At 68.1% G+C, this 12,544-nt stretch carries 11 protein-coding genes; 5 read left to right on the plus strand and 6 right to left on the minus strand.

The window, feature by feature from the left end; translation table 11 throughout:
* Positions 1–101: 101 nt before the first annotated feature.
* The 5 genes from BMX32_RS00130 to asnB form a co-directional block, all read right to left on the minus strand.
* A complete protein-coding gene (locus BMX32_RS00130; protein ID WP_089973824.1) occupies positions 102–365 on the minus strand; it encodes a BolA family protein in 264 nt (87 codons plus the stop codon).
* Positions 362–661 (minus strand): YciI family protein, encoded by a 300-nt coding sequence (locus BMX32_RS00135; RefSeq protein ID WP_089973825.1) that lies wholly within the window; start codon positions 659–661, stop codon positions 362–364. Before BMX32_RS00135 ends, BMX32_RS00130 begins: the two co-directional genes overlap by 4 nt.
* Before the next feature lie 4 nt (positions 662–665).
* A complete protein-coding gene (lysS, locus tag BMX32_RS00140; protein ID WP_089973826.1) occupies positions 666–2,192 on the minus strand; it encodes a lysine--tRNA ligase in 1,527 nt (508 codons plus the stop codon).
* 55 nt (positions 2,193–2,247) lie between these two features.
* Positions 2,248–3,373 (minus strand): peptide chain release factor 2 gene (prfB, locus tag BMX32_RS00145; RefSeq protein WP_139206639.1). Its coding sequence is split into 2 segments (ribosomal slippage): positions 2,248–3,297 and positions 3,299–3,373, totalling 1,125 coding nucleotides; the frame shifts between segments, so codons are not numbered across the junction.
* A gap of 147 nt (positions 3,374–3,520) precedes the next feature.
* Positions 3,521–5,191, minus strand: coding sequence for an asparagine synthase B (gene asnB, locus BMX32_RS00150; protein WP_089973827.1), 1,671 nt, complete (start codon positions 5,189–5,191; stop codon positions 3,521–3,523).
* Between the two features lie 271 nt (positions 5,192–5,462).
* Here asnB and BMX32_RS00155 point away from each other — a divergent pair, with 271 nt between their 5' ends.
* Positions 5,463–5,900, plus strand: coding sequence for a hypothetical protein (locus tag BMX32_RS00155; RefSeq protein ID WP_139206640.1), 438 nt, complete (start codon positions 5,463–5,465; stop codon positions 5,898–5,900).
* Here the strand turns inward: BMX32_RS00155 and BMX32_RS00160 are convergent.
* Positions 5,864–7,216, minus strand: a complete 1,353-nt coding sequence (locus BMX32_RS00160; RefSeq protein ID WP_089973829.1) for a formimidoylglutamate deiminase — start codon at positions 7,214–7,216, stop codon at positions 5,864–5,866. The genes BMX32_RS00155 and BMX32_RS00160 overlap by 37 nt on opposite strands.
* A gap of 56 nt (positions 7,217–7,272) precedes the next feature.
* Here BMX32_RS00160 and BMX32_RS00165 point away from each other — a divergent pair, with 56 nt between their 5' ends.
* The 4 genes from BMX32_RS00165 (at position 7,273) to BMX32_RS00180 (ending at position 12,469) form a co-directional block, all read left to right on the plus strand.
* Positions 7,273–8,853 carry a bifunctional GNAT family N-acetyltransferase/carbon-nitrogen hydrolase family protein gene (locus tag BMX32_RS00165; RefSeq protein ID WP_089973830.1) on the plus strand — a complete coding sequence of 527 codons (1,581 nt, stop codon included), beginning with the start codon at positions 7,273–7,275 and terminating at the stop codon, positions 8,851–8,853.
* Positions 8,854–8,903: 50 nt separating this feature from the next.
* The gene (gene hutI / locus BMX32_RS00170; protein WP_211664190.1) at positions 8,904–10,085 is read left to right on the plus strand and encodes an imidazolonepropionase; all 1,182 of its coding nucleotides are present in this window, start codon (positions 8,904–8,906) and stop codon (positions 10,083–10,085) included.
* Between the two features lie 138 nt (positions 10,086–10,223).
* Positions 10,224–11,717: a hypothetical protein gene (locus tag BMX32_RS00175; protein WP_139206641.1), complete on the plus strand. Its 1,494-nt coding sequence runs from the start codon at positions 10,224–10,226 to the stop codon at positions 11,715–11,717.
* Entirely contained in the window at positions 11,714–12,469 is a 756-nt protein-coding gene (locus tag BMX32_RS00180) for a class I SAM-dependent methyltransferase (protein WP_089973833.1), read from the plus strand. Before BMX32_RS00175 ends, BMX32_RS00180 begins: the two co-directional genes overlap by 4 nt.
* Positions 12,470–12,544: the final 75 nt, after the last annotated feature.

Below are 12,544 nucleotides of genomic sequence, written 5' to 3' on the forward strand. Positions count from 1 at the left end.
CCTATGTTTTTCCGAGGGCTCTGGTGGGGACCGCCCGCTGCCGATGGGTACTTGCCGCGCGCACCCATCGCCAGCGGACTGGCTCCCACCACGACAGGCACCTATTCCCCCGGTGCCTTCGCCTCGATCGACAGGGCGTGGATGCCGTCCGGCATCATGTCGCCCAGTGCCTCGTAGACCATCCGGTGACGCTGGATCGGGTTCTTGCCGGCGAACGCCGGGCTCACGATGCGGGCGAAGAAGTGGCCCTTGCCCTCACCCGAATGGCCCGCGTGCTTGTGGCCCTCGTCGATGACTTCGAGCACGAGCGGGTCGAGCGCCTTCGTCAGGAGTTCGCGGATGCGCTCGACCTTCTCGACGGTCACGGCAGCACGATGCGGTAGGGGCGGACCGAGACGTCCTTGTACACGCCGGCGCCGATATACGGATCGGCGTCCGCCCAGGCCTGGGCGGCTTCGAGGCTCTCGAACTCGGCCACGATCAGGCTGCCGGTGAAGCCGGCCTCGCCCGGATCTTCGGCATCGATGGCCGGGAACGGACCCGCCATCTTCAGGCGACCGGCGTCCTTCAGGGCCTTGAGACGTTCGACGTGGGCCGGGCGCACCGAGAGGCGCTTTTCCAGCGAGTTGGGATGATCGATACCGGTGATGGCGTAATACATGGGATCAGGCCTCGGGGCGCATGGTCGGAAAGAGCAGCACGTCGCGAATGGACGACGAGCCCGTGAGGAGCATCACCAGGCGATCGATGCCGACACCCAGGCCGCCGGTCGGCGGCAGGCCGACTTCCAGCGCGCGGATGTAATCGGCGTCGAAGTGCATCGCCTCGTCGTCGCCGGCGTCCTTGGCATCCACCTGCGCCTGGAAGCGCGCGGCCTGGTCTTCGGAATCGTTGAGCTCGGAGAAGCCGTTGGCGATCTCCTTGCCGTTGATGAAGAGCTCGAAGCGGTCGGTGATGCCCTTGTCGGTGTCGTTCTCGCGCGCGAGCGGCGAGACCTCGACCGGATGGTCGATGACGAAGGTGGGCTGGATCAGCGTGTGTTCCACCGTCGCCTCGAAGATCTCCAGCAGCAGCTTGCCCCACCCGTAGCCCGGCTTCACGTGGATGCCGAGGCGCTTCGCGTGGGTCGCCATGGCCTCGCGGTCGCGCAGTTCGGACGCCTTGATCTCGGGATTGAGTTCGAGCACGGCGTCTTCCATGCGCCAGCGACGGAACGCGGGGCCGAGGTCGACGGTCGCGCCGTCCCACTCGATCCGCGTGGCACCGACCACGTCGGTGGCGGCGGCGCGGATCATGCCTTCCGTGATGTCCATGATCTCGTGGTACGTGGCATAGGCCTGGTACAGCTCGAGCATCGTGAACTCGGGGTTATGTCGCGTGGACACGCCCTCGTTGCGGAAGTTGCGGTTGATCTCGTAGACGCGGTCGAAGCCGCCGACGACGAGGCGCTTGAGGTAGAGCTCCGGTGCCACGCGCAGGAACAGCGGGATGTCGAGCGCGTTGTGGTGCGTGGTGAACGGGCGCGCCGTGGCGCCGCCGGGTATCACGTGCATCATGGGCGTTTCGACTTCCATGAAGCGACGCGGCTCGGCCTCGAGCCAGCGACGCACGTGGCTGATGATCTTCGAGCGCAATGCGAACGTGCGGCGCGATTCCTCGGTGACGATGAGGTCGACGTAGCGCTGGCGATAGCGCTGCTCGACGTCGGCCAGGCCGTGGTGCTTGTCCGGCAGGCCGCGCAGCGACTTCGTCAGCAGCCGGATGCCGTCGACCTTGACGGACAGCTCGCCCGTCTTCGTGCGCATCAGCAGGCCGGTGGCGCCGACGATGTCGCCGAGGTCCCAGCGCTTGAACGCGTCGTAGGCTTCTTCGCCCAGCGTTCCCTGATGCACGAAGAGCTGGATGCGACCCGTGCCGTCCTGCATCTGCACAAAGCTGACCTTGCCCTGCCCGCGCATGAGAAGGATGCGACCAGCCACGGCGACGCGGCGCGGCGTCGCTTCGATGGCCTCGGCGGTCCAGGTGTCCTTGTCGGCGAATTCGTCCTGCAGGTCGCCCGCGAAACTGTCGACCCGGAAATCGTTCGGAAACGCGATGCCCTGCGAGCGCAGGGCCTTGAGTTTCTCGCGGCGCTCGGCGATCAGTCGGTTTTCGTCGCTGCCGGGGATGTCGTCGCGGGTATCGTCGGTCATGGCTTCGCTGGGTGTCTGGCGGAAAAAAAGGCGGGGACCGCGGGTCCCCGCCGGATCAGGCGTCGATGCGCTTGGAGCCGGCCTCGAGGCCGGCCTTCAGGCTGGCCTCGACGAATTCGTCGAGATCGCCGTCGAGCACCTTCTGCGTATCGGAACGTTCCACACCGGTGCGCAGATCCTTGATGCGCGACTGGTCGAGCACGTAGTTGCGGATCTGGCTGCCCCAGCCGATGTCGGACTTGGAGGCTTCCAGCGCGTCCTTTTCGGCGTTGCGCTTCTGCACTTCGAGCTCGTACAGCTTCGCTTTCAGCATCTTCATCGCGCGATCGCGGTTGGCGTGCTGGCTGCGTTCGGTCTGGCAGGCCACAACCGTGTTGGTCGGCACGTGCGTGATACGCACGGCGGACTCGGTCTTGTTGACGTGCTGACCGCCCGCGCCCGACGACCGGTAGACGTCGGTCTTGAGATCGGCCGGGTTGATGTCGATCTCGATGTTGTCGTCGACTTCCGGCGATACGAACACGGAGGTGAAGCTCGTGTGGCGGCGGTTGTCGGAGTCGAACGGGCTCTTGCGCACCAGGCGGTGCACGCCGATCTCCGTCTTCAGCCAGCCGTAGGCGTAATCGCCTTCCACGCGGAACGTGGCCGACTTGATGCCCGCGACGTCGCCGCCGGACACTTCCATGAGCTCGGCCTTCCAGCCGCGCGATTCGGCCCAGCGCAGGTACATGCGCAGCAGGATTTCGGCCCAGTCCTGGGCTTCGGTGCCGCCGGCGCCGGCCTGGATGTCGACGAACGCCGGCGCGGCGTCGAGCTCGCCGGAGAACATGCGCTGGAATTCGAGCTTGCCGACACGGGCGTCGACCTTCTTCAGGTCGTCGACGATCGACTGCACGGTGTCCTCGTCGCCATCGGCGGCGGCCATGTCGAGGAGCTCGCGCGCGTCGTCGAGCGACGCGGTCATCTCGTCGACGCCGGTCACCACGTTATCGAGGTGGGCGCGCTCGCGGCCCAGCTCCTGCGCGCGCTTCGGGTCGTCCCACACGGTGGGGCTCTCCAGCTCGCGGTTGACTTCCTCTAGCCGTTCTTTCTTGACGGCGTAGTCAAAGATACCCCCTAAGCGACTCGACGCGGCCCTTGAGGTCCGCGATCTGCGCAAGGATCGGATTGATCTCGATCATGACTGGCTCACCTGCTGTGCGGCGCGGGGCGCGCCGGCTAAAGCGGGAAATCTTAGCAAAGTCGCCGGTATGCCGCACTGCATGGAACCGGGTGGCGCCATGGAGAGGCGCGCACCCGGCGGCCGCCTATCGCCGCGGAAGCGTCCGTCACGCCTCGAGGGCCTCCCGATGCACGCCCCGGATCGCTCGCCCCGAGGGATCGGCAGCGGCGGCGAAGGAAGGGTCCCACGCCAGCGCGGCCGGCGACGAACACGCGATGGACTTTCCGCCCGGCACCGTCGCGGCGCAGGCCTCCCCGGGGAAATGCGTCTCGAAGATCGTCCGGTAGAGGAATGCTTCCTTGGTGGCGGGGGTATTGAACGGGAACCGGGACGCCGCGGCGGCGAATTCCCGGTCCGAGACCATCGCCTCGGCATGGGCCTTCAGCCCGTCGATCCAGCCATACCCGACGCCATCGCTGAACTGCTCTTTTTGCCGCCAGAGAATCTCGTCGGGCAGCACGCCTTCGAACGCCTCGCGAAGGATGCCCTTCTCGATACCGCGGCGGGCGACCATCTTCGCCTCGGCGTCGAAACCCATCGCGACGTCGAGGAAATCCGTGTCGAGGAACGGCACCCGCGCCTCCACGCCCCAGGCCGACATCGATTTGTTGGCGCGCAGGCAATCGTAGAAATGCAGCGCGTCGAGCTTGCGGATCGTCTCCTCGTGGAACGCCCGGGCCGACGGCGCCTTGTGAAAATAGAGGTAGCCGCCGAACACCTCGTCCGACCCCTCCCCGGAAAGCACCATCTTCACGCCCATCGCCTTGATCCGGCGGGCCAGCAGGAACATGGGCGTCGACGCCCGGATCGTGGTGACGTCGTAGGTCTCGATGTGGCGGATCACCTCCGGCAACGCGTCGAGGCCTTCGTCGAACGTGTAGCGGAAGCCGTGGTGGACGGTACCCAGCGCCTCGGCGGCGATCTCCGCGGCTTTCAGGTCCGGGGAACCCTCCAGTCCGATCGCGAACGAATGCAGGCGCGGCCACCATGCCTCGTCGCGATCGTCGTCCTCGATCCGCCGCCGCGCGAATCCGGCGGCGACGGCGGCGACGAGCGAGGAATCGAGGCCTCCCGACAGCAGCACGCCATACGGCACGTCGGTCATCATCTGCCGGTGCACGGCGGCCTCGAAGGCGGCACGCAACGCCGCCGGCTCGATCGTGCGGCCCTTCGTGGCGTCGTACTCGCGCCACGAAGGCGACCGATAACTCCGCGCCTCGCCGTGTTCGCTGTCGTAGACGTGGCCGGGCGGAAACGGGGCCACGTCCGCGCAGACCCCGACGAGCGATTTCATTTCCGACGCGACGCACAGGCGCCCTTCCCGGTCGTGCCCCCAATAGAGCGGACACACGCCCATCGCGTCGCGCGCGATCAGGACACGGCGCCGGCCCGCATCCCACAGCGCGAACGCGAAGATGCCGTTGAGGCGCGGAAGAAAATCGGCGCCGTGCGCGCGGTAGAGCGCGTTGATCACCTCGCAGTCGGAGGCCGTGGTGAACGCGTAATCGCTTGCCTCGCGCAGCTCGCGATGGTTGTAAATCTCGCCGTTCACCGCCAGCGCGAGGTCGCCCTCGGGAGAGCGCAACGGCTGTGCGCCGCTCGCGGGATCGACGATCGCCAGTCGCTCGTGCACGAGGATGGCGCCGTCGTCGACGTACACACCGCTCCAGTCGGGCCCGCGATGGCGCTGTCGCTGCGAAAGCGCCATGGCCTGCGATCGCAGGGCGACGAGGTCGTCACCCGTGGCGAGGCCGAACATTCCGAAGATCGAACACATGGTCTAGCTCCCGAGGCAATCAGTACGCGCAAAGAAAAAGGCCCGCCTGTGAGGGCGGGCCTTTCGTGTATTCGTTGGTTTCGCCTGAAACCGCCTACACGCCGACCCTCCCGAGGTTCCGGGCATTATTGGTATTGGCGTTACGGGCGGCGATGCGAATCATGCCTCGACTAAACCACGATCATGGCGATGGCGCAAGCACCCGGTGGGAGCCAGCCTGCTGCCCCCCACCGAAGACCTCGTCCCACCTGAGCGGCGTATGCTTACAGGCATGCATCCTCTGATCGCCCTCGCCCTCTTCTCCGCCGCGCCCACCGCGCCCACCGCGCCCGCCTGGCTGGCGGGTGACTGGGAGCCCTACAGCAACGCGTTCATCGGGCTGCGCATGCTCACCGTGGGCAAGGACACGCTCAGCTGGAAGGGCTGCGCGAACGCGCACTTCGACGTCGTGACGTCGACCGGGAACATCGTGGTTTTGCGGCTCGCGAAGGATGCCATGTGCACCCTGAGCGATGCGCCGCCCACGCGCATGGACACCGTGCGTCTGACGTTACGCGAGAACCGCTGCGATCTCGGCGTGGAGATCTTCGCCTCCCCCGCGGCCATGGCGAAGAACGCGCCGTCGGCGACAGGGCTCTACGGGCGGGCGAAGTGCCCGTCCGGACCGGTGGATCAGGCCGCCGCCAGTTTTTCCACGACGCCGCGGTAAGCGCTCGCCACGGATGCCTCGGCGGCATGCGCGAAATCGCGCACACGCCATTCTCCGCCCACCATCACGTCGCGGACGAGCGGCGTGTTGCCGGCGAACAGGAAGCTGTCGATCACGTCGGCCTCATCGCGTGCCGCGAGTAGCGGCGAGCGATCGTCGAGCACCAGAAGATCGGCACGCGAGCCTTCGAAAAGACTGCCCACGGCGGCGCCCGACGCACGTGCGCCGCCATCGAGCGCGCGTTGCCAGAGCGCGGTACCGACGCTTCCTTCCGGTACGCGGGCGGCGACGTTGCGATGGCGCGTCAGCAGGCGCTGGCCGTACTCGAGCCAGCGCAGTTCCTCCACCGGCGAGACCGAAATGTGCGAATCGGAACCGATGCCGAAGGTGCCGCCGGCATCGATGAATGCCGCCAGGGGGAACAGGCCGTCCCCCAGGTTGGCCTCCGTCGTCGGACAGATGCCTGCCACCGCTCCACTCTTCGCGAGACGATCGGTTTCGTGCGGTGTCATGTGCGTGGCGTGCACCAGCGTCCAGCGTGCGTCGACATCCGCGTGGTCGAGCAACCATTCGACCGGACGCGCGCCACGCGCGGCGAGGCAATCCTGTACTTCGCCGATCTGCTCGGCCACGTGGATGTGCACCGGAAGATCGCGCGCGATGCCCGTCGCGAGCAGTGCCCGCATCGCGTCTTCCGGTACGGCGCGCAACGAGTGCAGCGCGATACCGAGCGTGAACATGTCGTTCTGCAGCGGGGCCAGGCGTTCGAGCAGCCGCACGAACGCACCGACATCGTGGCGGAAGCGCTGCTGCCGCTCGGTCAGTGGCCGACCGTCGAAGCCACCGGTCATGTAGAGCACGGGCAGGAGCGTCAGGCCGATGCCGGCCTCCTTCGCCGCCTCCATCAGGGCCAGCGACATCGTCGCGGGATCGGCGTACGGAACGCCCCGCGGCCCGTGGTGCAGGTAGTGGAACTCGCAGACCTGCGTGTACCCCGCCTTCACCATCTCGACGTAGAGCTGCGTGGCGATGGCCTTGAGGTCATCGGGATCGATGGCTTCCGCGAACGCGTACATGGTCTCGCGCCACGTCCAGAAACTGTCCTCGCCCGGGCCGCGACGCTCGGCCAGCCCCGCCATCGCGCGCTGGAACGCGTGCGAGTGGAGATTCGGCATGCCCGGCAGCACGAAGCGTCCCGCACGCTCGCCATGCGCGGCGGCGGCGAAGCGCCCGGCCGACACGCCCAGCGCGCGGTCGCCCGCACGCCACGCGCCGTCCTGCCAGAAGAAGTCTGCGGTCAGGGCGACATGCGTCATGGGAGCGTTCCGGCGGTGAATTCCGCGCATGGTACCGCGCGGCGCATAATGAAGGCATGACCGAGACCAACGCCGCACATCCTCCCAAACTGCTGCTGCGCCAGGCGCGCCCCGTCGACGTTCCCGCGCTGGTCGCGCTGACCGCCAGGGTCTACACGCCGGAATGGGGCCACTCCGCCGAAATGCTGCAGGGGCAGCAGACGCACTTCCCCGAAGGCCAGTTCGTCGTGGAGTACGAAGGCCGCATCGTGGGCTTCTGTGCCACGTTCCGCATCGGCGAGTCGCTGGCGCTGGCGCCCCATACGTGGATGCAGATCACGGGCGGCGGCTTCGCGTCGCGACACGATCCCAAGGGCGACTGGCTCTATGGCATGGAAGTGGTGGTTCATCCGGACTACCGCGGCATGCGCATCGGCCAGCGCCTGTACCTGGCGCGCAAGCGCCTGTGCACCGACCTGAAACTGCGCGGCATCGTGTTCGGCGGGCGCATGCCCGGACTGGCCCGTGCGATCGGTCGCTACGGCAGCGCGGAAGCGTATGCGCGCGCGGTCGTCGACGGCAGCCGCCGGGATCCCACGCTGAGCTTCCAGCTGCGCAACGGCTTCGAAATGGTCGGTCTGCTTCGCGAATACGTGCCGTCCGATCACGAATCGCTCGGCTACGCCGCGCTCCTCGTCTGGCGCAATCCGCAGCGCCACGACCAGCCCGACATGCCGCGCGTCTCGCAGAGCCACCGCCTTCCCGACTCGGTACGGGTGGCGTCCGTCCAATACCAGCAGCGGCGCATCGCGTCGTTCGACGAGTTCGCGAAGCAGGTCGAGTACTTCGTGGACATCGCGGCGGATTACGACGCCGATTTCGTCGCGTTCCCCGAACTCATCACGCTGCAGCTGCTGTCGATCGAGAACGCCGAGCTGTCGCCGGTCGACTCGATCCGCCGCCTCTCGGAATACACCGACGAGGTCAAGGCGCTGTTCCACCGGCTCGCCGTGCACTACAACATCAATATCATCGGCGGGTCGCATCCCACGCGGCAGCCGAACGGCGACATCCACAACGTCTGCTACGTGTGCCTCCGCGACGGGTCGATCCACGAACGCGAGAAGCTCCACCCCACGCCCAGCGAGAAGAACGTCTGGAACATCACCGGCGGCGACTCCGCGGCGACGATCCAGACCGACTGCGGTCCGATCGGCGTGATGATCTGCTACGACTCCGAATTCCCCGAAGTGGCCCGCCACCTCACCGACCAGGGCGCGTTGATCCTCTTCGTGCCGTTCTGCACGGACGTGCGCGAGGGTTACCTGCGCGTGCGTTACTGCTCGCAGGCCCGCGCGATCGAGAACCAGTGCTACGTGGTGCTCTCCGGCAACGTGGGCAACCTGCCGGGCGTGAACAACTTCGACATCCAGTACGGGCAGAGCTGCATCCTCACGCCGAGCGACTTTCCCTTCGCGCGCGACGGCATCGCCGCGGACTCCACGCCCAACATCGAAACCGTGCTGTTCGCCGACCTGCGTCTGGAGAACCTGGCCCGTGCCCGCAACTCCGGCGCGGTCCAGAACCTGAAGGATCGTCGCTACGACCTCTACGAGGTGCGCTGGGCGCGCAGCGTCGGTGGCGAGGGCGCCCTGTGACGGACGACGCACGCTGGGATCACCTGCTCGTCGACGTCGGCCTCGCGACGATGCGCGACGATGGCGCCCCCTATGGCGCCATCGGGAACGCGGCGATCGGCTGGCGGGACGACCGCATCGTCTTCGCGGGCCCGATGGCCGACCTGCCGGGTGCGCCGCACGCGCTGGCGCATCATGTCGCGTCGCTGCCGGGCACCTGGGTGACGCCGGGGCTGATCGACTGCCACACGCATCTCGTGTTCGGCGGCGATCGCGCGGAAGAGTTCGAATTGCGCCTCGAAGGCGCGACCTACGAGGAGATCGCCCGCGCGGGCGGTGGCATCGTCTCCAGCGTGCGTGCCACGCGGGCCGCCGGCGAAGACGAGCTGCTGCGCCAGTCGCTGCCGAGGGCGAAAGCGCTGCTGGCCGATGGCGTCACCACGCTCGAGATCAAGTCCGGTTACGGGCTCGAGCCCGAAGCGGAACGGCGCATGCTGCGCGTGGCGCGCCGCCTTGGCGAGGTGCTCGGGGTCGACGTGCGCACGAGTTTCCTCGGCCTGCACGCGCTGCCTCCCGAGTACGCGGGACGACGCGACGACTACGTCGCGCTCGTCTGCGACATCATGCTCCCGTCGCTCGCCGACGAGGAACTCGTCGACGCGGTCGACGCGTTCTGCGAGGGCATCGGCTTCACGCACGCCGAGACACAGCGCCTGTTCGACAAGGCCACCGCGCTCGGCCTGCCCGTGAAACTCCATGCCGAACAGTTGTCCGACCTCGGCGGCGCGGCACTGGTCGCACGATACGGCGGCCTGTCCGCCGACCACCTGGAATGGACCAGCCCCGACGCCGTGCGCGCGATGGCCGCCGCCGGCACCGTCGCCGTACTGCTGCCCGGCGCGTATTACGCGTTGCGCGACACGCGGCCACCGCCGGTCGACGCGTTCCGCGAGCATGGCGTGGCCATGGCCGTGGCAACCGACCTCAATCCCGGCACATCGCCGCTGCTCTCGCTGCGCCTCGCGATGGGCATGGCGTGCACGCTGTTCCGCCTGACGCCCGAAGAAGCATTGCGCGGTGCCACCGTGAACGCCGCACGCGCACTGGGCCTGACCGATCGGGGCACGCTCGCTCCCGGCCAGCGTGCGGACCTCGCCGTGTGGAACGTGCGCCATCTGGCCGAACTCTGCTACTGGATCGGCGGCTCGTTGCTCCGCGAGAGCTGGGTCGCGGGCGAGCGGGTCGTTCTGTAAGGCAAATCCAGCCGATTTTTCCGAAAACTTCCATCGATTCCAGCGGGCTCGGCCCACTACCATCGTGCGGCTTCGCCATCAGGCGACGCCCGCATCGGGAGCGTCGTCGTGGCATGCCACTCGACGCAAGGAAGTTCGTTGAAGGTTTCATCGCCACCCCCGGAGAAGGGGCACCCGGCCTTGCTGCGCCTCGTTCTCGTCGCGGCGCTCGCGCCGACGCTCGTCGGATGCGCCGACGCGCCCGACCACGAGGCCGAGAGAACGCGTCGCGCGCGGCAGATGCGCGACGTGGCACGCATGCTCGACGCCATGGAGTCGCCCGCTCCGCCCGTCGTCGCGTCGCAGCCGGTGGCAACGAACCCACGCGTCGCCCCGTCGCCGGCAGCACGGGACGCCGCCACGCCTGAACGGCATGTCGCGTCGGCGCCTGCATGGCGATGGTCGTTCCTCGCCGGCAGCGGCGGACTGGCGACGCTTTTCGCGGTGATCGTGCGGCGGCGTCGCCGGTCGCGCGCACCCGTCGCCGAAGCACCGAGCGTCGCCCCGTTCTTCGCCGAGCCGCCGGCATCGCCGGTCGCGGTCGAGCCATCGGCCCGCCGCGCGTTGAATCCGACCTGGGTCTATCGCAAGACGTCGTACGAGACACCTGGGTTGCACATGATCCCGTCGGCCGTCGACCTGCTGGTGCCCACCTACGAGCCGGTTTCCCCGGAAAGCGACGCCGGTGGCACCTACCTGCTCGCCTTCCTCGCCGACGCCGCCGGCGACCACGGACCGTTTCTCGTCGGCGACACGCGATTCCCGAGACTCCGTCGCGCCGACGCCACGACGACGCATCTGCTGGCATGGCGCGAGATCCTCGACGCTCAACTGGACGACGACGGCGACGACGGGCGGCTCGCGCGCTGGATCCTGCCCTCCCTCGAAACCGAGCTCGCGAACGATCTCCCGCACCGCGAGGCCGCGAGTCGCCTTGCGGCCATCGAGGACGAGGCGCGCGCGCGACAGGCGCGCGCCGCGCATGCGGAACCGTCGTTCGCCGCGAGCCTCGTACCCGTGCGCCTCGCCCGCATCGCGCGGATGAGCGGTGCCACGCGCCTGTTCGCGTTGCGTGCCCTCGCCGCCGAAAGCGCCGGCGCGACCGATCCGTGCCTGCTCGATGCGCACATCGAGGTGCTGCTCGCATGGTCCTCGTGGTCGCTCGCCGCGACGGCGTCGGCGCGCCTCGACGATGCCGACGCGGCCGCATGCACGCTCGCGACGTTCGATGGCGCGTGGTCCGCGCGAGCGCGGCACCGACGCGGCGACATCCGGATACGGCGCGCGGCCCTGCGCCGCGCGACCGACGGCCTGGACGATCTCGACGAGGCGCAGCGCCTTCTCGACGAGGCGTACGAACGCATGCCCGACGCCGAAACGGCCCTGCTCGCCGCGCGCGCCGCGGAACGCCGCGCGCGTTGCCTGCCGCCGGAAGAAGCGGCGTCCATCTGCTCGGACGCCCTCGTGCATGCCTTCCTGGCGGAGCAGCACCCGGCGTGGCGACGCGACGCGCAGGCATGCCGCCGCGACGTCCAGCGCCTCTACGAAAGCCTTCCCCACGATCCCTCCCCCACGAACGACGAGATTCCATGAGCACGAAATCCCCCGCCGGCCAGGCGACACAGCCCTTCTGGTCCACGCGCTACGGCATCGCGACCACCGTCGCGCTCGACAACGCCGCGGCGAGGTCGCTCCAGGCCTATGGCGAATGGGCCGAGCAGGAAACGACCCTGCTGAGCGCCCTGCTCGACGAAGGGCAGACGGTGCTCGAGTTCGGCGGCGACTTCGCCGCGCATGCGTTGTGGATGTCGCAGGTGGTCGGGCCGCACGGTCAGGTCCACCTCGCCGAACCTCGCCGCATCCGCTTCCAGCAGGCCTGCGCGAACGTGGCGATCAACGGCCTCGATAACGTCTTCACGCATCCCGTGTGGCTGGGCCGCGGCAAGGGCCAGGCGTCCCTCGCCTCGCTCACGCCCCTGGGCCGCGCCGGAACCGACGAAAAAGTCCGCATCGCCACCGTCGACAGCCTGCGGCTCGACGCGCTGCACCTGCTGAAGATCAACCTGTCGCACGCACTCGTCGACACGCTCGCCGGCGCGGGCGAAACGATCCGTACGCACCGACCGCTGATCTACGCGCGCCTCAGCGGCCTCGACGAGGCCCAGTCGGAAGTCGAGGCGATCAAGGCGCTGGGCTACCGCGTCTGGTCGCACGTCCCCTACCTCTACAACGCCAACAACCACAGCGGCTCCGACGTCAACATCTTCCCTGGCGTGGTTCAGCAGAACGTCATCGCCGCACCGGCCGACGGGCACTTCGAGTTCGCCGAGCGTCTGGAGCTCTGACGTCTGTGGGAGGGCGAAGCCGAGCCTTCCCCCAACCCAAAGACAAAAAAAAATCCCGCCAGAAGCGGGATTTTT

The organism is Luteibacter sp. UNCMF331Sha3.1 (genome assembly GCF_900109915.1).
Taxonomy (GTDB): Bacteria; Pseudomonadota; Gammaproteobacteria; order Xanthomonadales; family Rhodanobacteraceae; genus Luteibacter.